Here is a 22,867-nt window from a genome sequence, read left to right on the forward strand (position 1 = left end):
CCTGGCGCGTTGATCTCGATACGGGGCGCGGTCGGCTCTCCGGCCTCCCGGCGGGGCACGCCCGGCGCCTTGACCTCCGGGCTACCGGGAAGGCTCCTCCCGCATAGCATCGGCTCAGGCAAGACGAGAAGAGGTGCGGCATGGTGAGGGCAGCCGACCGGGCCGGACGTCCGGCGCGCAGCAGTGTCTGGCTGCAGGACAAGGCGCCCCGCGGTGGCGCGACGCGCAGGAGCGACCAGCCGTCCGGACTGGACCGGGACCACATCACCGAGGTCTCCGTGCGGCTGCTCGACGCGGAGGGACTCGCCAAGTTCTCGATGCGCCGCCTCGCGGCGGAACTGAACGTCACGGCGATGTCGGTCTACTGGTACGTGGACACCAAGGACGACCTCCTCGAACTCGCCCTCGACACGGTCTTCGGCGAACTGCGGCTGCCTCCCGCCGACTCGCCGGCCGACTGGCGCGACCAGCTGCGCGCGCTCGCCGCGGAGTACCGGTCGATGCTGGTACGGCATCCGTGGGCGTCGTCCCTCGCCGGCACCTTCCTCAACATCGGGCCGCACTCCCTGGACTTCTCGCTGGCCGTGCAGCGTGTGATCCGGGGGAGCGGACTGCCGGTGCACGGCCGGGCCGGGGCGATCGCGGCCGTCTTCCAGTTCGTGTACGGCTTCGGCACGATCGAGGGCCACTTCGTCGAGCGGGTCGAGGCGGCGGGGGTGAGCCAGGACGAGTTCTACCGCGAGGCCATGTCCACCATCACGACGAAGATAGAGGTGGCCGAGGTCGTCCAGGAGGCCACGGCCATGATGGAGGCGCGGGGCGGCGACACCGTCGAGGAGATGCGGGAACGCGACTTCGTGTTCGCCCTGGACCTGCTGATCGCCGGGATCGAGGCGATGGTGGAGCGGGCCTGGGAGTAGGCGGCGCCGCGTCACCCTCCCGGGCACGAGGCCTCGGAAGGGTGGCACCTTCCTCCGGTGAGGAGCCTCGGAAGGGTGGCACTGTCCCCCGGTGAGGAACTCCGGAAGGGCGGTGCCGTCGTCCCGTCAGGAGCCCTCCGGCTCGGCGAGCCGTGCGGGGAAGCCGCCCGTGGCCACGGGGCCCCACCGCTCCGGGGTGATCCGGATGATCGACTTTCCCTGCTTGAGCATCGCGGCACGGTACTCGTCCCAGTCCGGGTGCTCGCCGGCGATGTTCCGGTAGTACTCGACGAGGGGTTCCACGGAGTCCGGGGCGTCCAGCACCTCCGCCGTGCCGTCGATCTGGACCCAGGGGCCGTTCCACTCGTCGCTGAGGACCAGGACGCTGACCCAGGGATCCCGGGCGGCGTTGCGGGTCTTGGCCCGCTCCGGGTAGGTGGAGACCACGATCCGGCCGGAGTCGTCGACACCGCAGGTGAGGGGTGACGCCTGGGGCGACCCGTCGCCGCGCCGCGTCAGCAGGATCGCCCGGTGCCGGGGGCGCACGAAGTCCAGCAACTCGTCCAGCGAAACCGGGGTGTTCGTAGCGATGTGGGGTGCCATGCGGGCACCCTACGCGCCCGGCAGCGTTTCGCCCTGGACCGCCTGGATGTCCAGTTCGACCTTCAGCGTCGTGCCGATGGCCGAGATGCCGGCCTGGACCACCTGGTTGTAGTTCATCGCGAAGTCCTCGCGGCGCAGTTCGGCGGTGGCGCGGAAGGCGGCGCGCACACCGCCCCACGGGTCGGGGCCGGTGCCCAGGTACGACAGGTCCAGGTCGACGTCCCGTACGACACCGTGCATGCCGAGCTCCCCGTGCACCGTCCAGCGGTCGGCGCCGGCCGGACCGATGCCAGTGGACCGGTACGTGATCTCCGGGTACCGCTCCACGTCCAGGAAGTCCGGGGACGTGAGGTGCCGGTCCCGCATGCCGTTGCCGGTGTCGATCGACGCCGCGCGGATGACCGCCTCCACACGGGACTTCTCCACGTCGTCCGCGGCGATCTCGATCCGTCCGCCGAAGTCCGTGAACCGCCCGTGCACGCTGGAGATCCCGAGGTGCTGGGCGACGGCGCCCACGGCGGAGTGCGCGGGGTCGATGGTCCAGGGTCCGGGCGGCGGGAGTTCGCTGCCGCCCTGACGGGCCAGCACCACCTGGCCGACCTCCGCGCGGCCGCCGGCCGTGACCAGCGCGGTGGACGCGACGGGGGCGTAACCGACGGCGGTGACGATCACGGTGTAGGGGCCGGGCGTGAGCGTGGTCGCGTCCCGGACCGAGCCCTGGGCGTCGGCCTCCGCGCGGAGTACCTGGGCGCCGGTCATGTCGGTCACCGTCACGACCGCGTGGGGGACGGCCCAGCCGTCGCGTGTACGGATTGTTGCGGTCAGCGCCATTGCCGGAGGGTCTCCTTGGGTTGGTGTTGCGGTGCCCGGGCCGGGGAGCCGGTGGTCGTCGCCTTCCGGGCGCCCGGCACCGGGGCGCCCCCATCGCCCTGCGGGCGGCTGCCCACGGGGGATCGGCCGGGGACGCCCGCCACGGGGGGATCGGCTGCGGGACGGCTGCCCGCGGCGGGACGGTTTCGGCAGAAAGAGAAGGCGCCCCCGGGTGGGGCGGGCCGTCCCAACCCGTGGCCCACCCTGGGGGCGCCCGGTCCGGGCCATGGGCGCCGCCTCCGCTCGTCGGACGGTGCTCACGGCCCGGGGTCCGTCACTCGCCCGGGTGGGCGAGTTCGATGTCGTGGGCGTCGCTTCCGCGGCCCGACACGGTGAGCGCGGTCGCCACGGGCGGGTAACCCGTCGCGATGACCGTGTACTCGCCGCCGTCGAGGTCGCCGAAGGCGTACGCCCCGTCGGTGCCCGTGGTCGCGGTGCCGACGACGTTGCCGGCCGCGTCGACGAGCGTGACGCGGGCGTCGGTGAGCGCCACCCCGCCGGCCCGTACGGTGCCCCGCACCTGCGCGCCGGAGTTCAGCTCGACCTCGACCCGGGTGACCCCGGTGCCGCCGACCTCGACGGGCAGGGCCGTCGGCCGGTGACCGGCCGCGTTGACGGCGATGGTCACGAGGCCGGGCACCAGCTCGCCGAAGGCGAACTCGCCCTGCTCGCCTGTGGTTCCCGTGGCGAGGACGTCGCCGCGGACATCGGTGACGATGACCATGGCGCCCACGACCGGTGCGCCCGTCTCCGCGGACCTCACGACACCGCTGAGGCCGCTGGTGCCGCTCAGCAGGATGTCGTAGGCGACCGGCTCGTCGGCGACGACGACCGTGGAGGCCTGCGGCTGGAAGCCGTCGGCGGACGCGATCAGGACGTACGAACCGGCGCCGGGCGCGTCCAGGGCGTAGGCGCCGTCGGCCTGCGCGACCGACCGGCCCAGCTGGCGTCCGCCGAGGGAGATCAGCGTGACGGCGGCCCGGGCGACCGGTGCGCTCTCGGCGCCGCGGACGAACCCGCGCACGGGTATCCCGCCGCCGGCGGACCCGGCCGCGCCGTCCGCAGCCGCGGCGACGGTGGCCACGGCGGCGAGCCGCTGGGTGCCCTCGAGGGCCTCGGAGCCCTCACCGGCGGGCTCGGTGGACGCGACGGCCCAGCTCGGGACCTTCTCCTCCTGGACCGGGGCGGCGGTCTCGGCCGCCAGGGGGGCGGCCGTGGCCTCGGCCGGCGCGGCGTTCGCCGCGGCCTGCTCCAGGCCACCCGCGGTACGCAGCGGAACCTCCTTGATGAACAGCGTCACGAGGAAGGCGAGGAACGCGATCGGCGCGACGTACAGGAAGACGTCGCCGATGCCGTGCCCGTAGGCGCTCTCCATGATGGTGCGGAACGGCGCGGGCAGCTTGTCCAGATCGGGGATGCCGCCACCGCCGGTGCCGGCGTGGCCCAGGGCCCGGCCCTTGGGGCCGAGTTCGGCGAGGCCGTCCCTCACGTAGTCGGTGATCCGGGTGGCCATGACGGAGCCGAGCACCGAGACGCCCACCGCACCGCCGAGCGAACGGAAGAAGGTGACCGTGGAGCTGGCCGCGCCGAGGTCCTGCGGGGCGACCTGGTTCTGGGTCGACAGGACCAGGTTCTGCATCATCATGCCGATGCCGAGGCCCATGATCGCCATGTAGATCGCGAGGTGCCAGTACGGGGTGTCGTACCGCATCGTGCCGAGCATCCCCAGGCCGCCGGTCAGCAGGACACCGCCGACCACCAGCCAGGACTTCCACCGTCCGGTCTTGGTGATCACCTGGCCGGACACGGTCGAGGAGACGAACAGCCCCGCGATCATCGGGATGGTCATCACACCCGACATCGTCGGCGACTTGTCGCGCGCCAGCTGGAAGTACTGGCTGAAGAACACGGTGCCCGCGAACATCGCGACACCGACGAAGAGGGAGGCCAGCGAGGCCAGCGCGATGGTGGGGTTGCGGAACAGGCGCAGCGGGATGATCGGCTCGCTCGCCCTGGTCTCGACGAAGAGGAAGACCAGCGTGAGGAGGACCGAACCGCCGACCATCGTGTACGTCTGCCACGACAGCCAGTCGTACTTGTCGTCCGCGAAGGTCACCCAGATGAGCAGCAGGCTGACGGCGGCGGTGATGAAGAAGGCGCCCGCCCAGTCGACCTTGACCTTCCGCTTGCTCACCGGCAGGTGCAGCGTCTTCTGCAGCACGACCAGCGCGATCAGCGCGAACGGCACACCGACGTAGAGGCACCAGCGCCAGCCGAGCCAGCTGGTGTCCGTGATCACGCCGCCGAGCAGCGGACCGCCGACGGTGGCGACGGCGAAGGTGGCACCGAGGTAGCCGGAGTAGCGACCGCGCTCACGCGGGGAGATCATCGCGGCCATGATGATCTGCGCCAGGGCGGACAGACCGCCGGCGCCGATGCCCTGAATGGCACGGGCGGAGATCAGCATGCCCGGGTTCTGGGCGAGACCGGCCACGACGGAGCCGGCGATGTACACGCACAGGGCTATCTGTACGAGCGCCTTCTTGCTGACCAGGTCGGCCATCTTGCCCCACAGGGGCGTCGTCGCCGTCATCGCGAGCAGCGACGCGGTCACGACCCAGGTGTAGGCGCTCTGGCCACCGCCGAGATCCTTGATGATCGTCGGCAGTGCGTTGGACACGATCGTCGACGAGATGATGGCGGCGAACATGCCGAGCAGCAGCCCGGACAGTGCCTCCATGATCTGGCGGTGTGTCATCGGAGCGCCGTCCGGCGCTCCAGAGTGCTTGGCATGGCTGCCCCGCACACCGGCTGGTGTGGTCGTTGCCATGGACTTCCTTTTCTCAAGCGGGTGTACGGGTGGTCAGGTCTGTGATGGGTGAGGTGTCCGCGATGACCGCTGCGGCGGCCGCGACATCCGCTGCGGTGTCCGCGAGGTCCGCGCCCGGGTAGGGGAACCTCGGGGACGACCGGCAGTCGCCGAAGCTCTCGCGCAGCCGGGCCATCAGCTCGATGAGCCGGCCGACCTCGTCGTCGCTCCAGTCGCCGAGCCGGTACGCGAGCAGCTGCGCCGTCCGCTCCGAGAGCTCGACGAGCTGCTGCTCGCCCGCGCCGGTCAGCCGTACGATCCGCGACCGCTTGTCGGCCGGGTCGGGGATCCGGTCGATCCAGCCGCGCTCCGCCAGATGGGCGACATGTCTGCTGGTCACCGACATGTCGACGGCGAGCAGCTCCGCGAGCCGGCTCATCCGCATCTCGCCGTACCGGCCCAGCAGGGTCAGCACGCCGGCGGCTCCGGACGGGCAGTCGTGCGGCAGGATCCGCGCGAGGTCACGCTTCACGGCGCCGATGGCACTGAGCTGCCGAGCCAGCTCCTCGAATTGGCCTCGGGCGGCCATCGCACCTCCCATATTTGATTGCTTGCAGCAACCATAGGGCGTTTGGTTGCCGCAGGCAAATTAAATGGTTGCGTAAGGCATTAAAATCCCGGCAAAGGGAGGGCTGGCGGGGGCGCCTTGAGTGGAGTCGCGCCCCGCCGCCCGCCGCCCGCCGCCCGCCGCCCAACGCCCACCGCGCGGAAGCCGCCCGGCGGGGGCTGCCCCCGATACCCCTTGTGCGGCACCGCGGCCGGCGCCGCTGCCCGGTTGTTCGTGGTGGGGCGGGGCGCGTGCTGGTGTGCGGCGCCTGGGTGGTGCGCCGTCTGTCCGTGGTGGGTCGGGTGCGCGCCGGGACCTCCGTCCTCGGACCGGCGCGCCTCCGTCACACGTCCGGCGACCCGGTACCTGCGCGCCGGCCGCTGCGGGCGGAGGTCCCGCCACGCCCCCTCGTGCCGGAGGGCGGCCGCGCCGCCGTGGGGCTGCGCCGACGGTGCGGGAGGGGGCGTGCTGCGGCTCCCGCTGCCGCTGTGGGCAGTCGTTCCTTCCCTGGTGCCTGGGCGGTGCCCCCTAGGGCGATGGGGGTCCCCCTGCTCATGGGGGTGCCCCCTGCTCATGGGGGTGCCCCCTGCTCGAGCGAAGTCGAGAGCTTGGGGGAGGAGGCGAGAGCTTGGGGGAGCAGTCGAGAGCTTGGGGGAGGGTGGGCACAGCCCCCGGTGCCGGGGAAGCGGCGTGTGGCGTGGAGGTGGTGCTGGGGACCCGCCGTGTGGTGGTGCCGGGAGGGCCGGGGCGATGCGGCGCCAGGGGCAGGGCACGGCTCCGGGTGCCGTGGAGGGGGTGCCCGGGGCGCGGTCCGCTGCGGGGCCGGGGTCCGGTGTGAGGTGGGGGCGGGGCCCGCCTGCGGGGTGGCTCCGGCGTGGGGAGACGTGGTGCCGGGGAACTGGGGAGGAAACGTGCAGTGGGGGACCCCAGGGCTTGGGCCGGTGCAACGTTTTCGCTAGGGTCCAGAGCCATGGCACAGAACCACCAGGGCCCCGAGGGCAACTACGACCCCGCGGGCAGCACCCAGATGTTCCGCGCGTTCGTCGACGAGGGCGCCCCTCGGGCCGCCCCCCGGGCGGCGGCTTCCTCAGGCCCCCGCGTGGGCCTGATCGTCGGCGTCGTCGTCGCCGTGGCGATCGTCGCCGTCGTGGCCTGGCTCGCGCTCAAGTAGCCGTCCGCGGCGGCGCCCACGCCCCGCTCACTTCCAGTCGACCGAGACGTCCCGCGTCTCGATGTGCATGCCGAGCGGTACGCGCCAGGAGTCGACGCAGACCGTCCAGGTCTTCTTCCTCGTCCTCCCGGGGGCGATCGGCACGGGCAGGTCCTCGGCGGTCTCGATGGTCGCCCAGTCGATGCCGAGGGCGCCGATGATGTGCGTACCGAAGGTGACCGTGCCCGAACGCACGGGTGTGCCGCCGGTGTTGCGGAAGGCGACGGTCACGTCCTCGCACCAGCGATGGTCGCCGGGGGTGCGGTCCGGTGTGCCGACACTCAGCGCCGCCGGGGCGCCGGGCGTCGTCGGCTTCGGCGAGCCGGTGCCCGGGTGGTCCCTGCCCGGAGGAGTGCTCGGTGGATGCGACCCGGGTTGCCGGGTGCCGGACCCGCCCGGTGCGGACGTCCCTCCGGCACCGGGGGAGTGCGTCGTACCGCCTGATTCCGCCCGGGCGTCCGGAGTGCCGGAGGTGTCCGGGCCATCGGGCGGTGCAGGGTTCCTGGTGGGCGATGCGGTGCCGTCGGGTCCCTTTCCTGCGTCGGCGCGGTCGAGCGGGACCAGCCGGACTCCGTCCGTCGGTGCCACGTTCCGCGAGGGGCCCGTGTACGCCCCGGCCGAACCCGTCGCCACATAGCCCGCGTGGCCGTCGCCGCCCGTGGTCGCGGCGACGAGGCCGCCCAGACACACCACCACTGCCGTGGCACCGGCCACGGCGCCTCTGCGGCCCTGCGCCCACGCTGGTCGTCGCATCGCGCCAGTGTGTCTGACGGGGCGTCAAATGGGAACCGCTCGTACGGGGTCCCGGTGGGGCTCCGACCGTCCGAGCGGCCCGCAGGCGGCTCAGTCCGAGATGAGGCCGTCCCTGAGCTGCGCAAGGGTCCTCGTCAGCAGCCGCGAGACGTGCATCTGCGAGATGCCCACCTCCTCGCCGATCTGGCTCTGCGTCATATTGGCGAAGAAGCGCAGCATGATGATGCGGCGTTCGCGGGGCGGGAGTTGGGCGAGCAGCGGCTTGAGGGACTCGCGGTACTCGACGCCCTCCAGTGCGCTGTCCTCGTAGCCGAGGCGGTCCGCGAGGGAGCCCTCGCCGCCGTCGTCCTCGGGTGCGGGCGAGTCCAGGGACGACGCCGTGTACGCGTTGCCGACGGCGAGGCCGTCGACCACGTCCTCCTCGGACACGCCGAGTGCGGCGGCGAGTTCGGGCACGGTGGGCGAGCGGTCCAGCTTCTGCGAGAGCTCGTCGCTGGCCTTCGTCAGGGCGAGCCGGAGCTCCTGGAGGCGGCGCGGGACCCGTACCGACCAGGAGGTGTCGCGGAAGAAACGCTTGATCTCGCCGACGACCGTCGGCATCGCGAACGTCGGGAACTCCACGCCCCGTTCGCAGTCGAAGCGGTCGATCGCCTTGATCAGCCCGATGGTGCCGACCTGGACGATGTCCTCCATGGGCTCGTTGCGGCTGCGGAAGCGCGCCGCCGCGTACCGCACGAGCGGGAGGTTCAGTTCGATCAGGGTGTCGCGGACGTATGCGCGTTCGGGGCTGTCGCCCCCCTTGGCGTCCAGTGCGGCGAGCCGCAGGAACAGGGAGCGGGACAGGGTGCGGGTGTCGATGGCCTCCGGACCCGGCGCCGGAAGGCCCTGAAGCACGTTGTCCGGCGCGGAGTCGCTCTCGGTGAGCGTGAGCACCTTCGAGCTGCCCTGGTCTGCGGACATGCCACCCCCTTGAGGTCGCTGACGGTCGCGGCCGGCGCTCCGTCCGAGGAACGCAGCCTCCACCTGAATACCGGCGGCGGGGCCGCGGCAAACGCGGTTCCAGCAGAATGTCACATGTCGGCAACACGCTGTAGTGACATGTCGACATGTATGGAGCGAGTACGCGCAGGGCAGAGGGGGTTCGGCGGCCCGGAGGCGGTGTTGCTGTCGGCAAGAGCGCCGGCGCACACCACCCTCTACGGTTACGCTTCGATCCGATTTGCGGATCTGAGGCGCGCAAAGCTCCGTGCGAGCAACCTTGACACGTGCATCTGTGACACCCCGAGTTCCGCGCTGATCTGCGACTGCGTCAGATTGCTGTAGTAGCGCAGGAGAAGGATGCGCTGCTCGCGCTCGGGGAGCTGGACGAGGAGATGGCGCACCAGGTCGCGGTGTTCGACGCCGTCGAGCGCCGGGTCCTCGTAGCCGAGGCGGTCGAGCAGGCCGGGCAGTCCGTCGCCCTCCTGGGCGGCCTCCAACGACGTGGCGTGGTAGGAGCGTCCGGCCTCGATGCAGGCCAGCACCTCCTCCTCGGTGATGCGCAGCCGCTCGGCGATCTCGGCGGTCGTGGGGGTGCGCCCGAAGGTGGTCGTCAGGTCCTCGGTCGCGCCGTTGACCTGTACCCAGAGCTCGTGCAGCCGCCGCGGTACGTGGACGGTGCGGACGTTGTCGCGGAAGTATCGTTTGATCTCGCCGACGACGGTCGGCATGGCGAAGGTCGGGAACTGCACACCGCGGTCGGGGTCGAAGCGGTCGATCGCGTTGATCAGCCCGATGGTGCCGACCTGGACCACGTCCTCCATCGGCTCGTTGCGGCTGCGGAAGCGCGCGGCCGCGTACCGCACGAGCGGCAGGTTCGCCTCGATCAGCGCCCCCCGTACCCGGGTGTGCTCGGGCGTGCCCGGGTCCAGTTCCTTGAGCTGTGCGAAGAGCACCTGGGTCAGCGCCCGGGTGTCGGCGCCCCGGCTCCTCGGGGGTGTCTCGCCTGTGGCGGGCGCCTCGCTCCTCGAGGTTTCCTCCTGGGGCGGTGCTTGAGGTGCGGTACTGGCCGGCACGGTCAACGCCACCCCTTTACGACATGTTCGACGACTAACCTTCAACTCATCCGTCAAAAGCGGTCATAGCATCACAAGACATGTGCACTGTGTGCAAGCACCGCATAACACCGTGTTGAGGGTCAGTTGGGCATGAAACAGCCCCCTGCCGGGTAGGCGGGGGGCTCATCCGTGCCGGGGATCAGAACGGGTAGTCGGCGATCACCCACGTCGCGAACTCTCGCCAGAGGGCCACCCCGGCCTGGTGGGCCGGGTGCTCCAGATAGCGCTTCAGCGCATCGGTGTCCTCGACCGCGGAGTTGATCGCGAAGTCGTAGGCGATGGGGCGGTCGGAGATGTTCCAGTCGCACTCCCAGAACGTCAGCTCCGGGATCTGGTCGCCGAGCGCCCGGAAGGCCTTCACGCCCTCGACGACACGCGGGTCGTCACGCTCGACGCCCTCGTTGAGCTTGAAGAGGACCAGGTGGCGGATCATGGGGCGCTCCTTGCGACGCGGGCCCGCCGCTCAGCTCTTGCCGCCGTTGGCGATCCACGTCATGAAGTCGCCTATGGCCTGAGCGGCGCTCGAAATGCCCTCGAACCCTATCTGTACGTAGTCGGCCGCCTTGGCAGGGTCCGTGATGATGACGTAGAGCACGAAGACGACCAGTACATAGAGTCCGATCTTTTTGCTCTGCACCACGCTCCGGCCTCCCCTGCCTGCTGCAACCCGCCTTCCGGGTCCCGTACAGGTAGTACAAGCTACAAGAAGGGTTACGCCGTGCGGCGGAGCCCTTCGTCACGGATGGGACACCGTGGGCGCGGGGGCGGCCCGCACGGCCTGCCCCTCCGCTCCCCGCGGTGCGTCGCGTGCGGTGCTCCGGGCGGCGCCTGCCGGGGGCTTCGGCGGGTGCGGCGCCGGCAGGTCGGGCGGCGAGCGGTCGGCGGCTCCGTCCCGACGGCACGGTTCGTGCAGGTGAACCGGCCGGTCGCCGACAGCGGGTGTCCCGGCCGCCCGGTGTGCGGAGTGCCGAAGGATCACTCGGTAGGGGGGCGGCCCGGTCCGGACGGCGGATCGCTCCGGGGCGGAACGCGAGGGCGATCATGTGGTGCGGGGCCTGGACGGGGCGGAAGAACGAGAAGGGCCCGGTCCATTGGACCGGGCCCTTCTGCAAGCGGTAGCGGAGGGATTTGAACCCTCGGTGACTTGCGCCACACTCGCTTTCGAGGCGAGCTCCTTCGGCCGCTCGGACACGCTACCGAGGGAGATCCTAGCCCACGTTGGGCCGTGCTCTGAAATCCGTTTCCCGAGGACGGCCTCCGGCCGCCTTCCGAAGCCGTCCCCGGGGGGCCGGAGGGGCCGGCCGGGCCGGTCAGCGGCCCCGGAAGAACTCGGTCAGCAGGCGTGCGCAGTCGTCCGCGAGAACGTCCGCGACGACCTCGGGGCGGTGGTTGAGCCGACGGTCGCGTACGACGTCCCACAGCGAGCCGGCGGCCCCGGCCTTCTCATCGCGTGCCCCGTACACGACACGGTCCACCCGTGACTGCACGATCGCGCCCGCGCACATCGTGCACGGTTCGAGCGTGACCACGAGCGTGCAGCCGGTCAGCCGCCACTCCCCGAGCTTCGCGGCGGCCCTGCGGATCGCCAGGAGCTCGGCGTGCGCGGTCGGATCGCCGGTCGCCTCGCGCTCGTTGTGCCCGACCGCCAGCACCGACCCGTCGACGGACAGCACGACGGCGCCGACGGGCACGTCGCCGCCCCGGACGGCCAGTTCGGCCTCGTCCAGGGCTCGGCGCATCGGCGCCCGCCAGCGGTCGCGTACGGGATCGTGACCGGGTCCCGCGGGATCCGGGTGCATCGGATCCGGGCGTACGCGATCGGGACCGGGATCGGGGTGCGGAGTGCTCACCCGGGGAACCTAACGGACGGTCTCCAACACCTCCGCCGCGCCCAGGACGTCGGCGATCTCGCTGAGCGCGTCGCCGCCGCCGAGGGCCAGCAGGTCCTTCTCGTCGACACCGAGGTCGGCCAGGATCCCGGTGTCCCCGATCGGTCCGGACGGCATGGCGTCGGCGTCCCCGCCGACGTCGTCCCGGTCCCCGGAGGCGTCGTCGGGCTCGCCCTCCTCGGTGCCGTCGAGGTCGAGCGCGTCCAGGTCGTCGACGTCCGCGCCCTCGGGTTCGCGGCCGAGCAGTTCGTCCGTGAGCAGGATCTCTCCGTACGAGCTGCGGGCTGCGGCGGCCGCGTCCGAGACGTAGATACGAGGGTCGTCCTCGCCTTCCACTCGGACGAGGCCGAACCACACGTTCTCCTGCTCGATGAGCACGAGCACCGTGTCGTCGTCGACCGACGCTTCGCGGGCAAGGTCGGTCAGATCCGACAGGGTCTCCACATCGTCGAGCTCCGTGTCGCTCGCTTCCCACCCGTCTTCGGTGCGCGCGAGCAGTGCGGCGAAGTACACCGTGACTCTCCCACTGGTCTTAGGCGTGCCGGTTGGGGTTCCCCCCGGCGGAGGCTGCGGACGGGGAATTGCTGTTGAAGGCCCCGCCCACTCGGAATCGTGGCAGAAACAAGGCGTTGAGGAGAGGTCTTCCGTGCCCTGTGTCTGGGTCGCGTCTCGCGGATTCGCCGATCACGGCCGTGCCGGAGCCTCTTCGGTCACCGGCGTCCCGGGTTCGGTCACCGGTTCCCCGGGCGCGGCGGAGTCACCAGCGGAAGGTCCGCATACGCATCTGCTGCCGCATCCGGGCTGCCCGGGCGCGGCGTGGCTGGACGCGGGCGCGCAGCTCCCGCGCCTCCGTGAGCTCGCGGAGGAACTGGGCGCGGCGCCGCCTGCGCTCGGCGTCGGTCTCGCTCTGCTCCGGGTCGGCTCCCCGGTTCCGCTCCCGGTCGGGCATCGGCCACCACCCCAGTTCGTCCTTCCCACTTTCCCTCCGATGGACGGTTTGATGCCAGGGCCGACCTGCCGAATGCCCGGTCGCGGCCGGAGCGGGGGCGCCGGAAGCCCGGTTACTGTTGTGGGCATGCGTCTCCACGTCGTCGACCACCCCCTGGTCGCCCATAAGCTCACCACGCTGCGCGACCAGCGCACCGACTCCCCGACCTTCCGGCGGCTCGCCGACGAGCTGGTCACCCTGCTCGCGTACGAGGCCACCCGCGACGTGCGCACGGAGCAGGTCGACATCCGGACCCCGGTCGCGACGACCACGGGCGTGAAGCTGTCCCACCCGCGGCCGCTGGTGGTGCCGATCCTGCGGGCCGGTCTGGGCATGCTCGACGGCATGGTGCGTCTGCTGCCGACCGCCGAGGTCGGCTTCCTCGGCATGATCCGCAACGAGGAGACGCTCGAGGCGTCGACGTACGCCACGCGGATGCCGGAGGACCTGTCCGGCCGCCAGGTGTACGTCCTCGACCCGATGCTGGCCACGGGCGGCACCCTCGTCGCGGCGATCCAGGAGCTGATCAAGCGTGGCGCGGACGACGTGACGGCCGTCGTGCTGCTCGCGGCGCCGGAGGGCGTCGAGCTGATGGAGCGGGAGCTGGCGGGCACGCCGGTGACCGTGGTGACCGCATCGGTCGACGAGCGTCTCAACGAGCACGGCTACATCGTGCCGGGGCTCGGGGACGCGGGGGACCGGATGTACGGGGCCGCCGAGTAGCGGCGCCCGCGCGGGCCGGGCGCTCGACGGGCGTCCCGGCCCCGGTTCGGCCCGTCGGTCCGGTCCGGCGGGTCAGTGCGGGTTCAGCACTTCTTCTTCGACTTCGCCGTGGTGGGCGCGGGCTCGCTCAGCGCCGTCATGGCCTTGTCGGCGTCATCCTTCTTGGACAGCTCCTTGAAGGCGTCGCCGAGGATGAGGTCGACCTTGTTGCCGGCCCGGGTGTCGGTGCGCAGCTCGGCGCCCGCCAGCTGGGTGCCCAGCACCGGCAGCGCGGTGTCCATGGAGGTCTTGGGGCCGAGCAGTATCCCGACGCCCTTCAGCTTCTTGTCGAACTGCTCCGGGGCATTGCCCACGTCGCCGATGGCGAAGCCTCGCTTCTTCAGCTCGTCGGCCGTCAGCTTGGCGAGGCCGCTGCGCTGTGTCGCGTTGTAGACGTTGACGGTGATGTCGCCCGGCTTCGGCCTGGGCTTCGCCGCCAGGGCGGCCACCGTGTTCTTCGGCGCCGGCTTCGCACAGCCGTGGCCCCCGGCCTTGGTGGTGCTGCCGCCCGTGAAGACGTCGATGAGCTGCAGCGTTCCCCAACCGATCACGCCCAGTGCGGCGACCGACGCGACGACCGCGAACACGATCCTGCCGCGTCGGCGGGGCCGACGCATTCGCGGGTATTTGTCCCCCGTGATGCGGTACTGGCCGCCCATGCCGGGGGGAGTGAGCATGCTCATGAGCGCAGCGTAGTGCGGTGCGGCCGTGATGCCTACAGGATGATCATCGGATCGGGTGCATCCCCACCCGAAAGGTCCAACGGCGAGGCCATTGCGGTGACGTGCAGGGGTGCCGGGGCTGACGGTCGGGGGCCGCGGTTGACGGTCGTGTTCGCGGGGGCCGGGGGCCGGGGTGGGGGCCGACGGTCGCGCGGGGTCGTCGAAGATCCCCCGCGGTGCCCAGGGGTTCCCGGCGGGGCGTGACCGACCCCCCGCGGTGCTCGGAAGCTCCCGCCGGGGTGTGGCCGGGTTCCCGAAGATCCCAGGGCTCGCGTGGTCGGGTGCCCGGGCGTCGGGAGGCCTGACCCGGCGCCTCGGCCGGGGGTTCAGGAGCCTCCGGGCCGAGTCCGCCGTGTGCCGGGGCGGTGCCGCCCGCCCGGCTCAGTCGAGTTCGAGTACGCGGGCGTGCAGCACCTGGCGCTGCTGGAGCGCGGCGCGCACGGCCCGGTGCAGGCCGTCCTCCAGGTAGAGGTCGCCCTGCCACTTCACGACGTGCGCGAAGAGGTCGCCGTAGAAGGTCGAGTCCTCGGCGAGCAGCGTTTCGAGGTCCAGCTGGCCCTTGGTCGTCACGAGCTGATCGAGGCGGACCGGACGCGGTGCGACGTCCGCCCACTGCCGGGTGCTTTCCCGGCCGTGGTCGGGGTACGGCCGGCCGTTTCCGATGCGCTTGAAGATCACACGGAAAGCCTACCGGTCAAGGCTCTCCGGGCGCAGCCATGACGGCCGAGTGCGAGGCTGGGAAATGCCGCCTTAATTGGGTGCAAACCGGTAACAGCCAATCAGGGAACAGGGGTCTGACATGAGTTCCGCGAGCCCTGTCGGGCCGACGCCCGCCGCAGAAGGGCCCGCCGTTACCGGGCCCGCCGGGGACATCGCGCACGGATATTCCTTCACGGGCCCCACGCTCGATCTCGGTGCGCTCCTCTGGGACGGGCGGTGCCTGCCGGACGCGGCGGTCCGCATCCCGCTGGGCATGCTCAGCCGGCACGGCCTGGTCGCCGGGGCCACCGGCACCGGCAAGACGAAGACGCTGCAGCTCATCGCCGAACAGCTGTCGGCACAGGGCGTGCCCGTGTTCCTCGCGGACGTCAAGGGCGACCTGTCGGGGATCTCGGCGCCGGGCGAGGCGACGGACGGCGTCCGGCAGCGGGCCGCCGAGGTGGGCGGGGGATGGGAGCCGGCCGGCAGTCCCACCGAGTTCTACGCGCTCGGCGGGCTGGGCCACGGCATTCCCGTGCGCGCCACCATCACCAGCTTCGGTCCGGTCCTGCTGTCCAAGGTGCTGGACCTCAACGCCACTCAGGAGCAGTCGCTCGGCCTGATCTTCCACTACGCCGACCAGAAGGGCCTGGAGCTCGACGACCTCAAGGACCTGCGGGCCGTGGTCGCCTTCCTGACCTCCGACGAGGGCAAGCCCGAGCTCCGGACCATCGGCGGTCTGTCCACTGCGACCGCGGGGGTGATCCTGCGGGCGCTCACCGCATTCGAGCAGCAGGGCATGGGCGACTTCTTCGGGGTGCCGGAGTTCGACACGGGCGACTTCCTGCGGACGGCGGCGGACGGCCGGGGGATGGTCTCGCTGCTGGAGCTGCCCGCCGTGCAGGACAAGCCGCGGCTCTTCTCGACGTTCCTGATGTGGCTGCTCGCGGACCTCTTCCACGATCTGCCCGAGGTCGGGGACGTGGAGCGGCCGAAGCTGGTCTTCTTCTTCGACGAGGCGCATCTGCTCTTCGACGGCGCGTCGAAGGCGTTCCTCGACGCGATCACGCAGACGGTGCGGCTGATTCGCTCGAAAGGAGTCGGCGTCTTCTTCGTGACGCAGACCCCGAAGGACGTGCCGAGCGCCGTGCTCGGCCAGCTCGGCAACCGGGTCCAGCACGCGCTGCGCGCGTTCACACCGGAGGACCAGAAGGCGCTCAAGGCCACCGTGAAGACGTTCCCGGACTCGGCGTACGACCTCGAGGAGCTGCTCACCTCGCTGGGCACCGGCGAGGCCGTGGTCACCGTGCTGAGCGAGCGGGGCGCGCCGACGCCGGTCGCCGCGACCCGGCTGCGGCCGCCGTCCTCGCTGATGGGCCCGGTCGACGCCGCCGGCCTCGACCGGGCCGTCCGGTCCTCGCCGCTCCACGCGCGGTACGGCGCGGCGGTCGACCGGGAGTCGGCGTACGAGAAGCTCACGGCACGGGAGGCCGAGGCGGAGGCGCGGGCCGGCGCCGAGGCGGCGCGGCCCCGTGCGGGGCGCCCGTCCGCCCGCCCCGAGCCCACGCTCGTCGAACAGGTGGTCGGCAGTGGCGTGTTCAAATCCCTGGCCCGCTCGGTCGGCACCCAACTCGGCCGCGAAATCACCCGAACGCTCTTCGGCACGGCCCGCCGCAGGCGCTAGCGCACCCTCACCGGACGGCGCCGCCGGTCACCGCGCCGCCGGTCACCGAGTCGCCGGGTCGCCGGGTCACCGCACCGCCGGTCACCGAGCCGCCTCGTCGCCCAGCGATCGGGTGATCGATCCGGCGGCCCGTCGGTCCACCGGTCCATGAGCCCATGAGGCCGTGGGCCCACCGGTCCGCGGCCCCCGAGCGCCGCGGGCCGTCACGCCGTCGCGGCGGGAACGGGACCACCGGTGTCCCGCCGCGGCGGCGCGCCCCGTCCGCGGGCCCTGCGGCGCGCGGAACGCCCGGTCAGGAGGCGGACGGCGGGCGTTGCCGGGTGGTGTCGTGCGCCGGCGGTTCTGTGCCGGCCGGAGCCTGGTGAGGGTCCGGAAGGGGGGGTGGCGGGGTCCCGGGGCGGGGTGTCGTGGGTGGTGCGGGCGGCCTCGGCGCGCAGCAGGGCGTGCAGGGCCGCGTAGGGGTCGATGGGCATGATCATGTCTCTGTCCTCGGTCGTTCCGTGATGGGGGCCGGGCGGGTGCCGGAGCCCTCAGCAGCGCAGGACGACGGAGCGCAGGGAGTGCAGGGAGCCCGTGGGGGCGGGGAGCGTGCCGACGGTCGGCCGGGACGACGCACGCGAGGCCGCGCACGGGGCCGTGGTGCGGGGCACCGGCAGGCTCATGACGTGCCGGGTGGCCGGGCGCGACTCGGCCCCGGGGAACTCGTGCTGTTCCTCCGCGCCGCCCGGCTCCGTGGAGACCACGGCGGGCGGCGGGGAGAGGGTCTCGGCCGGGGCGTTCTGCGCGCTCGCCGTGAACGCCGTGATCAGGGCCAGGAGGACGATGAGCGCCCGCACCCGGGCGACACCGCGTCGGGCGCGGCGTGCAGGGGGCACGACGGCGCTCATACAGGGGGTGTGCCCGGCGCCACGGCCATGGTGCGCGGTCACGGCCGAGAACCGCCCGGACGGGGGACAGGAGGCGACCCGTCCGGCCCTGCCGCGCGGGTCGCCCGGGGTGGTCAGGTGGGCCCACTTGCCCGCCAGGGCTCGGCCCGCCCGCTTTCTACCGGGCTCGGCCCACGCCGCCCACCTTCCACCGGGCTCGGCCCGTCCGCGTTCTGCCGCGTTGCTCGGCCCGCCCCGCCTGACTCCTACCGGGCTCGGCCTACCCCGCCGCCTTCTTCCGTGCCGCCCCCGCGGACTTGGTGCCCTTGGACCCGGCGCGCGCCGGCTTCGGCCCTCCCGCCGTCCCGGCCGCCTCGGTGGACTTGGCCGCCTTCGCCGCCTTGGCGGCGGCCTTCATCTCCTGCTTGTGGGCGCGCACCTTGGCGAGGGACCCGGGGTCGGAGATGTCGGCGACGGAGCGGTACGCCCCGGCCTCGCCGTACGCGCCGGCGGCCTCCCGCCAGCCCTTCGGCCGCACGCCGAGCTGCTTGCCCAGCAGGGCGAGGAAGATCTGGGCCTTCTGGGTGCCGAACCCGGGCAGCTCCTTGAGGCGCCGCAGCAGCTCGTCGCCGGTCTCGGCACCCTCCCGGATCGCCGTCGCGTCACCGTCGTAGTGCTCGACGACGTACCGGCACAGCTGCTGGATGCGGGCCGCCATCGAGCCCGGGTAGCGGTGCACGGCCGGCTTCTCGGAGAGCAGCGCGGCGAACGCCTCCGGGTCGTACGCGGCGATCTCGTGCGCGTCGAGGTCGTCGGTGCCCATCCGGCGGGCGATCGTGCAGGGGCCCGAGAACGCCCACTCCATGGGGACCTGCTGGTCCAGCAGCATGCCGACGAGCTGGGCCAGCGGGCTGCGGCTGAGCAGTTCGTCGGCCTCGGGCTGCTGGGCGAGATGAAGGGTGACGTCCATGGTGTCGATGATGGCGTGCCCGGGGCGGCCCCGCACGGACGTACCCGGGGGCGGCCCCGAACGGAACGCCGCTCCGTATGAAGTTAGGCTAGCCTAACCTGCGAGGGGTGCCCGGGAGAACGACCCGGGCCACGAGGAACGCGTGGGGGGTTCCGTGTCCACCGAGGTCAGGCGCGACGCCTGGGGCATACCGCACCTGAGAGCCGGTGACGCCCGTGAACTGGCCTTCGCCCAGGGCCGGATCACGGCCGTCGACCGCGCCTGGCAGCTAGAGGTCGAACGGCACCGGGCGCAGGGCACGTCGGCGGCGTTCCTGGGCTCCGAGTCGGTCGACTGGGACATGTTCGCCCGGCAGGCGCGCATCGACGACACCGCGCGCCGCTGCCACCGCCACCTGGAGTCCGGTGACCCGGAGACGGCGGAGTGGATCCTCGCGTACGTCGAGGGCGTCAACGCCGGTCTCGCCGAAGGCGCGCTCCGCGCCCCGCAGTTCGCCGCGGCCGGCCTGACCCCCGGCCGCTGGCAGCCCTGGACCCCGCTGGGCGTGTGGCTGTCCACGCACATCCTGTTCGCCGGCTTCCCCGCCAAGCTGTGGCGCGACGAGGCGGTACGCCTCCTGGGGCCCGAAGCGGTCGGGCTGTTCGCCACCGACGGCCCCGGTACGTCCGGCAGCAACGGCTGGCTGGTGCCGGGCTGGCGCACCACCACCGGCGCCGCGATCCTCGCGGGCGACCCGCACCGGTTCATCGAGGATCCGGGCGTCTACCAGCAGATCCACCTCGCGTGCCCGGAGTACGACGTGGTGGGGCTCGCCGTCCCCGGGGTGCCCGGCATCGCCCACTTCGGCCACACCGGCCCGGTGGCCTGGTCGATCACCAACGCCATGGCCGACTACCAGGACCTGTACCGGGAGCGGCTGCGGCGTCGTGACGACGGCAGCGTCGAGGCGTACGGCCCGGACGGCTGGGAGCCCGCAGCCGCGCACGGCGAGACCGTCGAGGTCGCCGGCGGCGGTCCGGTGCGCGTCGAGGTGATCGAGACCGCCCGCGGTGTGGTGGTGATCGGAGGGCCGGACGGGGCGTACGACGACGGCGCCGACGGCACGGACGAGGGCGGCGCCCTCCCCGACGGCAACGCCGTCGCCCTGCGCTACCCGCCCCGGGTGACCGGGGACCTGGGCTTCGGCGCACTGCCCGCCCTGCTCCGGGCCCGTACGGTCGCGGACGTGGACCGTGCGCTGGACGGCTGGGCCGAGCCCGTGAACGTCGTCCAGGCCGCCGATACCGAGGGCGGACTGCTGCACCGGGTGGCCGGCCGGGTGCCGCTGCGCGACCCGGAGAACGGCCGACGCGTCGTACCGGCCTGGGAGCCCCGGTACGCATGGCGCGGCTGGCACGGCCCGATGCCGCGCGAGACCGTCGGCACCGATGTCGCGGTCATGGCGAACCAGCGGGGCATCGCCGGACCGCTGGGCGTCGAGTTCGCGCCCCCGTACCGGGCCGACCGCATCCAGGAGCTGCTGGACGCGCGGGCCCTCTGGTCGGCCACGGACATGCCCGCGATCCACATGGACACCCGACTCGCCTCCGCGGGGCCCCTGTTGGACATGCTCGCCGGGCTCGACGACCTCGGCCCCGACGCCGTACGGCTGCGCGAGCGACTGCTCTCCTGGGACCGGAGGATGGCGGCGGACTCGACGGACGCGATGGCGTACGCCGAACTGCGCTCCGCGGTCGTGCGGGGCCTCGCGGCACATCCGGAACTGGCCGTGCTCTGCGAGCCCGGCGCCCCGCCGGAGCAGGGCCCGTCGCCGCAGCCGGGCGAGCCGGCCGGACGGCCCGGGGCGTCCGCCGTGGCCCGGATGCGTCCCGTGCCCTCCGTGCCCCCCGTGTTCAGGCCCTGGCTCGCGCCGGTCCCGCGGATCGCCTTCGCCCTGGAGACGCTGCTGACGACGGACCGGCTCCCCGGCATCGACCGCGCGGCCGTCGTGCGCACCGCCGCCGAGGAGGTCGCGGCGCGCGGCCCGGGGCGTACGTCCTGGGGCGAGGCCCACCGTCTGGTGCCGTGGCAGGCGCTGCCCGGTGACTCAGACGAGCGCCCCGCCCTCGACGGCGACCACGACTGTGTGCTGTGCACCTCCAGCATTCCGGGCGTCACCGACCTCAGCTTCCGTGGGCCGGCCGCCCGCTACGTCTGGGACCTCGCCCGCCGCGACGCCAGCCTCTGGGTCGTTCCGCACGGCGCGTCCGGCGCCGGCGGCCCGCACGGCCGTGACCAGCTGCCGCTGTGGCTGCGCGGCGACCTCGTTCCGGTGGTCACGGACTGGGACCTGCTGACCCCGGAACCGTCCTACCCGTCCGCCGAGGAGAACCATGTCCGCTGACCCCGTCCGGAAACACCGCGCCGTCCTCGACGAACGCCACGTCGACGGATTCGGGACGGTGACCCTGCGGCCCGTCGACCCGGAGGCCGACGCCGATGTGCTGCACCAGTGGGTGAGCCAGGAGCGCGCACGGTTCTGGGGGATGAACGGGTTCACCCGCGAGCAGGTCCTCGAGACGTACGGGCATCTGGACTCGCTCACCACCCACCATGCGTTCCTCGCCTGTCTGGACGGCCGGCCCGCCGCGCTCTTCCAGACGTACGAACCGGAGGCCGACCGGATCTCCGAGTGCTACGAGGCCGAGCCCGGCGACATCGGCATCCATCTGCTGATCGGCCCGCCGGAAGGCCACGCCCGGCACGGGTGGACGTCCGTGCTCGTGTCCGCGTTCCTGGCCTGGGTCCTCTCGGACACCGCTGTCCGCCGTGTGGTCGCCGAGCCGGACGCCGCCAACCGGAAGGCGATCGCCCGGTTCGCCCGGTCGGGCTTCACGCTCGGCCCGGAGATCGTCCTGCCGGAGGTGGACCTGCCGGAGGTGTACCTCCCGGAGAAGCGGGCCCGGCTCGCCATCCTGAACCGGGAGGTCTGAGGGGGCGGTCCCGCCGAGGCGCGGGCGCGGGCCGCCCCGGGCTCAGCGGCCCGCCACTTCCCCCTGCGCCACCTCCACCGACCCGTGCAGATCGCTCGCCGCGTCCACGGCACACACCCCGGAGAGGGCCACGCACGCGACGACGGCGACCGCGAGCACCCGGTGCGCCCGCCACGCCCGGCGTTCCCGAGGCGCGGACTCCAGCAGCGCGGCGACCCGCCGCGGCACCGGCCCCGCCGCGACGGCGGGCGTCAGCCGGCCGCGCCCCGGCCCGCCGGGCCCGGCGGTATGTGCGGCCAGCGCCGCCCGCCCGATGGCACGCGCCGCGAGCCGCCGGTCCCCGACCGCGTCCGCCGCCGCCTCGTCGGCCCACCGCTCCAGCGCATACGCGAGCGGGCCCCGCAGCACCCGCAGAGCCGGATGCAGGGCGGCAGCCACCTCGCCCACCGCGAGGAACACATGGTGGCGCCCGGCGACATGGGCCCGCTCGTGCGCGAGGAGCACCTCGCGCTCGTCGGCACCCAACGCCCGCAGCATTCCGCTGCTGACAACGACCCGCCCGGTGCGGCGGGGTCCGGACCACCCCGGCAGGGCGTAGGCGTACGGCCGCTCGTCGGCCCGTACCGAAAGATCGCCCGCGGTGCCCGCCGCCCCGGCGCCCGGCTCGCCCCCGTGGGCGGCCCGCACCTCGTGCACGAGCCCGTGGACCGTGCGTGCCACCGCGCCCCCGGCGAGGGCGAGCAGCACCCCGGCGACGCACGCCGCCGGCACCACGTCCAGCGCGGGGTCACCGAGCAGCGGCGGCGAGACGTGTTCGAGCGCGGCCACCGGCGGCAGGCGCAGCGCGCCCGCGAGGGCCAGCAGCCCGAGCGCCGCCGTGCCGCAGCCGGCGAGCACGACCGCGCAGCCGGCCAGCGCCCAGGCGGCGGCGCGCGGCGGCAGCACCGCGGAGAGGCGGCGCACGGCCGGCGCGGTGAGCAGGGGCATCAGAAGGGGCACCCACACGGCGTACATCACAGGCCCCGGCTCCTCTCGACCCTCTGTCCCTCCTCGGACGTTCCGTCCATGGAGGCGAGAAGGGCGCGCAGCACCTGCTCGTCCTCGGTGCTCAGTTCGGAGACGAAGCGGGCCAGCACGGTGCTGCGGTCCTCGTCCTTGTCCAGTTCCGCGTGCATACGCCGGGCGGTGAGCCCGGCGGCGTCCTGGGCGGGTGCGTACACATATCCGCGTCCGGCCCGTGCGCGCGTCACCGTGCCCTTGGTGTGCATCCGGGTCAGGATGGTCGTCACCGTCGTACGCGCGAGGCCGCCGCCGAGCGCGACCTGCACGTCGAGGGGTGTCATCGGCGTTTCGGCAGCCCACAGTGCCGCAAGCACGTTCGCCTCCAGCTCGCCGGCCGGACGGCGATCCGCGTGCGTGTCGCCCATGAGACCCTCCTCGACGCTCC

The 22,867-nt window shown here is 72.8% G+C and carries 25 protein-coding genes and 1 tRNA gene; 6 read left to right on the top strand and 20 right to left on the bottom strand.

All coding sequences use genetic code 11. The annotated features are described in order from the left end of the window. The first annotated feature begins 140 nt into the window (after positions 1-140). The gene (locus tag ACWCP6_RS09180) at positions 141-920 is read left to right on the top strand and encodes a TetR/AcrR family transcriptional regulator (RefSeq protein ID WP_450931735.1); all 780 of its coding nucleotides are present in this window, start codon (positions 141-143) and stop codon (positions 918-920) included. Between the two features lie 126 nt (positions 921-1,046). Here the strand turns inward: ACWCP6_RS09180 and ACWCP6_RS09185 are convergent, their stop codons facing one another. From ACWCP6_RS09185 to ACWCP6_RS09200, 4 genes are all read right to left on the bottom strand, one after another. Next, positions 1,047-1,523, bottom strand: a complete 477-nt coding sequence (locus ACWCP6_RS09185; protein WP_450931736.1) for a PPOX class F420-dependent oxidoreductase — start codon at positions 1,521-1,523, stop codon at positions 1,047-1,049. A gap of 9 nt (positions 1,524-1,532) precedes the next feature. Then, entirely contained in the window at positions 1,533-2,354 is an 822-nt protein-coding gene (locus tag ACWCP6_RS09190) for a YceI family protein (RefSeq protein ID WP_450931737.1), read from the bottom strand. 313 nt (positions 2,355-2,667) lie between these two features. Beyond that, the gene (locus tag ACWCP6_RS09195) at positions 2,668-5,223 is read right to left on the bottom strand and encodes an MFS transporter (protein ID WP_450931738.1); all 2,556 of its coding nucleotides are present in this window, start codon (positions 5,221-5,223) and stop codon (positions 2,668-2,670) included. Between the two features lie 13 nt (positions 5,224-5,236). Further along, positions 5,237-5,791, bottom strand: coding sequence for a MarR family winged helix-turn-helix transcriptional regulator (locus tag ACWCP6_RS09200; RefSeq protein WP_450931739.1), 555 nt, complete (start codon positions 5,789-5,791; stop codon positions 5,237-5,239). A 988-nt stretch (positions 5,792-6,779) separates the two neighbouring features. On the opposite strand from ACWCP6_RS09200, the gene ACWCP6_RS09205 reads away from it, so the two are divergent. Beyond that, positions 6,780-6,980, top strand: a complete 201-nt coding sequence (locus ACWCP6_RS09205) for a hypothetical protein (protein WP_450931740.1) — start codon at positions 6,780-6,782, stop codon at positions 6,978-6,980. A gap of 27 nt (positions 6,981-7,007) precedes the next feature. Here the strand turns inward: ACWCP6_RS09205 and ACWCP6_RS09210 are convergent, their stop codons facing one another. The 9 genes from ACWCP6_RS09210 to ACWCP6_RS09250 form a co-directional block, all read right to left on the bottom strand. Continuing rightward, a complete protein-coding gene (locus ACWCP6_RS09210) occupies positions 7,008-7,772 on the bottom strand; it encodes a hypothetical protein (protein WP_450931741.1) in 765 nt (254 codons plus the stop codon). Positions 7,773-7,862: 90 nt separating this feature from the next. Then, complete coding sequence (locus ACWCP6_RS09215; protein ID WP_450931742.1) at positions 7,863-8,732, bottom strand: RNA polymerase sigma factor SigF; 870 nt, start codon at positions 8,730-8,732, stop codon at positions 7,863-7,865. A 242-nt stretch (positions 8,733-8,974) separates the two neighbouring features. After that, entirely contained in the window at positions 8,975-9,838 is an 864-nt protein-coding gene (locus tag ACWCP6_RS09220) for an RNA polymerase sigma factor SigF (protein ID WP_450931743.1), read from the bottom strand. A 169-nt stretch (positions 9,839-10,007) separates the two neighbouring features. Then, a complete protein-coding gene (locus ACWCP6_RS09225) occupies positions 10,008-10,301 on the bottom strand; it encodes a Dabb family protein (protein WP_450931744.1) in 294 nt (97 codons plus the stop codon). A gap of 30 nt (positions 10,302-10,331) precedes the next feature. After that, the gene (locus tag ACWCP6_RS09230) at positions 10,332-10,508 is read right to left on the bottom strand and encodes a hypothetical protein (RefSeq protein WP_450931745.1); all 177 of its coding nucleotides are present in this window, start codon (positions 10,506-10,508) and stop codon (positions 10,332-10,334) included. Positions 10,509-10,981: 473 nt separating this feature from the next. Beyond that, a tRNA-Ser gene (locus ACWCP6_RS09235) sits at positions 10,982-11,066 on the bottom strand. Positions 11,067-11,178: 112 nt separating this feature from the next. Then, on the bottom strand, positions 11,179-11,667 hold the full coding sequence (gene tadA / locus ACWCP6_RS09240) for a tRNA adenosine(34) deaminase TadA (RefSeq protein WP_450931940.1): 489 nt from the start codon (positions 11,665-11,667) through the stop codon (positions 11,179-11,181). Between the two features lie 60 nt (positions 11,668-11,727). Next, the gene (locus tag ACWCP6_RS09245) at positions 11,728-12,270 is read right to left on the bottom strand and encodes a tRNA adenosine deaminase-associated protein (protein ID WP_450931746.1); all 543 of its coding nucleotides are present in this window, start codon (positions 12,268-12,270) and stop codon (positions 11,728-11,730) included. Positions 12,271-12,514: 244 nt separating this feature from the next. Further along, positions 12,515-12,706 carry a hypothetical protein gene (locus ACWCP6_RS09250; RefSeq protein ID WP_450931747.1) on the bottom strand — a complete coding sequence of 64 codons (192 nt, stop codon included), beginning with the start codon at positions 12,704-12,706 and terminating at the stop codon, positions 12,515-12,517. A 126-nt stretch (positions 12,707-12,832) separates the two neighbouring features. On the opposite strand from ACWCP6_RS09250, the gene upp reads away from it, so the two are divergent. Then, on the top strand, positions 12,833-13,468 hold the full coding sequence (gene upp / locus ACWCP6_RS09255) for a uracil phosphoribosyltransferase (RefSeq protein WP_450931748.1): 636 nt from the start codon (positions 12,833-12,835) through the stop codon (positions 13,466-13,468). Between the two features lie 83 nt (positions 13,469-13,551). On the opposite strand, the gene ACWCP6_RS09260 is transcribed toward upp, so the two are convergent. Beyond that, complete coding sequence (locus ACWCP6_RS09260; protein ID WP_450931941.1) at positions 13,552-14,166, bottom strand: LytR C-terminal domain-containing protein; 615 nt, start codon at positions 14,164-14,166, stop codon at positions 13,552-13,554. Positions 14,167-14,610: 444 nt separating this feature from the next. Continuing rightward, positions 14,611-14,907, bottom strand: a complete 297-nt coding sequence (locus tag ACWCP6_RS09265) for a type II toxin-antitoxin system VapB family antitoxin (protein WP_003999914.1) — start codon at positions 14,905-14,907, stop codon at positions 14,611-14,613. 121 nt (positions 14,908-15,028) lie between these two features. Here ACWCP6_RS09265 and ACWCP6_RS09270 point away from each other — a divergent pair, with 121 nt between their 5' ends. Further along, a complete protein-coding gene (locus ACWCP6_RS09270; protein WP_450931749.1) occupies positions 15,029-16,612 on the top strand; it encodes a helicase HerA-like domain-containing protein in 1,584 nt (527 codons plus the stop codon). 203 nt (positions 16,613-16,815) lie between these two features. Here ACWCP6_RS09270 and ACWCP6_RS09275 read toward each other — a convergent pair whose 3' ends face one another. The 3 genes from ACWCP6_RS09275 to ACWCP6_RS09285 all read right to left on the bottom strand — a co-directional run bounded on the left by ACWCP6_RS09275 (position 16,816) and on the right by ACWCP6_RS09285 (position 18,448). Then, entirely contained in the window at positions 16,816-17,091 is a 276-nt protein-coding gene (locus ACWCP6_RS09275; protein ID WP_450931750.1) for a hypothetical protein, read from the bottom strand. A 51-nt stretch (positions 17,092-17,142) separates the two neighbouring features. Next, positions 17,143-17,499, bottom strand: a complete 357-nt coding sequence (locus tag ACWCP6_RS09280) for a hypothetical protein (protein ID WP_450931751.1) — start codon at positions 17,497-17,499, stop codon at positions 17,143-17,145. A gap of 259 nt (positions 17,500-17,758) precedes the next feature. Beyond that, the gene (locus ACWCP6_RS09285) at positions 17,759-18,448 is read right to left on the bottom strand and encodes an HhH-GPD-type base excision DNA repair protein (protein WP_450931752.1); all 690 of its coding nucleotides are present in this window, start codon (positions 18,446-18,448) and stop codon (positions 17,759-17,761) included. A 154-nt stretch (positions 18,449-18,602) separates the two neighbouring features. Here ACWCP6_RS09285 and ACWCP6_RS09290 point away from each other — a divergent pair, with 154 nt between their 5' ends. Both ACWCP6_RS09290 and ACWCP6_RS09295 read left to right on the top strand, forming a co-directional pair. Then, positions 18,603-20,831, top strand: a complete 2,229-nt coding sequence (locus ACWCP6_RS09290; protein ID WP_450931753.1) for a penicillin acylase family protein — start codon at positions 18,603-18,605, stop codon at positions 20,829-20,831. Continuing rightward, positions 20,821-21,420, top strand: a complete 600-nt coding sequence (locus tag ACWCP6_RS09295) for a GNAT family N-acetyltransferase (protein WP_450931754.1) — start codon at positions 20,821-20,823, stop codon at positions 21,418-21,420. The genes ACWCP6_RS09290 and ACWCP6_RS09295 overlap by 11 nt, the downstream gene beginning before the upstream one ends. Before the next feature lie 42 nt (positions 21,421-21,462). On the opposite strand, the gene ACWCP6_RS09300 is transcribed toward ACWCP6_RS09295, so the two are convergent. Next, positions 21,463-22,434 carry a M56 family metallopeptidase gene (locus ACWCP6_RS09300; protein WP_450931942.1) on the bottom strand — a complete coding sequence of 324 codons (972 nt, stop codon included), beginning with the start codon at positions 22,432-22,434 and terminating at the stop codon, positions 21,463-21,465. Continuing rightward, entirely contained in the window at positions 22,434-22,847 is a 414-nt protein-coding gene (locus ACWCP6_RS09305) for a BlaI/MecI/CopY family transcriptional regulator (protein ID WP_450931755.1), read from the bottom strand. Before ACWCP6_RS09305 ends, ACWCP6_RS09300 begins: the two co-directional genes overlap by 1 nt. Positions 22,848-22,867 lie beyond the last annotated feature (20 nt).

The sequence above is a fragment of the Streptomyces sp. NPDC002004 genome, from assembly GCF_053593975.1.

What these genes read in the sequence shown, in the direction of transcription:
- ACWCP6_RS09180 (WP_450931735.1), top strand. Translation starts at nt 141, where the DNA reads ATGGTGAGGGCAGCCGACCGGGCCGGACGTCCGGCGCGCAGCAGTGTC.
- ACWCP6_RS09185 (WP_450931736.1), bottom strand. Translation starts at nt 1,523, where the DNA reads ATGGCACCCCACATCGCTACGAACACCCCGGTTTCGCTGGACGAGTTG.
- ACWCP6_RS09190 (WP_450931737.1), bottom strand. Translation starts at nt 2,354, where the DNA reads ATGGCGCTGACCGCAACAATCCGTACACGCGACGGCTGGGCCGTCCCC.
- ACWCP6_RS09195 (WP_450931738.1), bottom strand. Translation starts at nt 5,223, where the DNA reads ATGGCAACGACCACACCAGCCGGTGTGCGGGGCAGCCATGCCAAGCAC.
- ACWCP6_RS09200 (WP_450931739.1), bottom strand. Translation starts at nt 5,791, where the DNA reads ATGGCCGCCCGAGGCCAATTCGAGGAGCTGGCTCGGCAGCTCAGTGCC.
- ACWCP6_RS09205 (WP_450931740.1), top strand. Translation starts at nt 6,780, where the DNA reads ATGGCACAGAACCACCAGGGCCCCGAGGGCAACTACGACCCCGCGGGC.
- ACWCP6_RS09210 (WP_450931741.1), bottom strand. Translation starts at nt 7,772, where the DNA reads ATGCGACGACCAGCGTGGGCGCAGGGCCGCAGAGGCGCCGTGGCCGGT.
- ACWCP6_RS09215 (WP_450931742.1), bottom strand. Translation starts at nt 8,732, where the DNA reads ATGTCCGCAGACCAGGGCAGCTCGAAGGTGCTCACGCTCACCGAGAGC.
- ACWCP6_RS09225 (WP_450931744.1), bottom strand. Translation starts at nt 10,301, where the DNA reads ATGATCCGCCACCTGGTCCTCTTCAAGCTCAACGAGGGCGTCGAGCGT.
- tadA (WP_450931940.1), bottom strand. Translation starts at nt 11,667, where the DNA reads ATGCACCCGGATCCCGCGGGACCCGGTCACGATCCCGTACGCGACCGC.
- ACWCP6_RS09250 (WP_450931747.1), bottom strand. Translation starts at nt 12,706, where the DNA reads ATGCCCGACCGGGAGCGGAACCGGGGAGCCGACCCGGAGCAGAGCGAG.
- upp (WP_450931748.1), top strand. Translation starts at nt 12,833, where the DNA reads ATGCGTCTCCACGTCGTCGACCACCCCCTGGTCGCCCATAAGCTCACC.
- ACWCP6_RS09260 (WP_450931941.1), bottom strand. Translation starts at nt 14,166, where the DNA reads ATGGGCGGCCAGTACCGCATCACGGGGGACAAATACCCGCGAATGCGT.
- ACWCP6_RS09270 (WP_450931749.1), top strand. Translation starts at nt 15,029, where the DNA reads ATGAGTTCCGCGAGCCCTGTCGGGCCGACGCCCGCCGCAGAAGGGCCC.
- ACWCP6_RS09275 (WP_450931750.1), bottom strand. Translation starts at nt 17,091, where the DNA reads ATGATCATGCCCATCGACCCCTACGCGGCCCTGCACGCCCTGCTGCGC.
- ACWCP6_RS09280 (WP_450931751.1), bottom strand. Translation starts at nt 17,499, where the DNA reads ATGAGCGCCGTCGTGCCCCCTGCACGCCGCGCCCGACGCGGTGTCGCC.
- ACWCP6_RS09285 (WP_450931752.1), bottom strand. Translation starts at nt 18,448, where the DNA reads ATGGACGTCACCCTTCATCTCGCCCAGCAGCCCGAGGCCGACGAACTG.
- ACWCP6_RS09295 (WP_450931754.1), top strand. Translation starts at nt 20,821, where the DNA reads ATGTCCGCTGACCCCGTCCGGAAACACCGCGCCGTCCTCGACGAACGC.
- ACWCP6_RS09300 (WP_450931942.1), bottom strand. Translation starts at nt 22,434, where the DNA reads ATGTACGCCGTGTGGGTGCCCCTTCTGATGCCCCTGCTCACCGCGCCG.
- ACWCP6_RS09305 (WP_450931755.1), bottom strand. Translation starts at nt 22,847, where the DNA reads ATGGGCGACACGCACGCGGATCGCCGTCCGGCCGGCGAGCTGGAGGCG.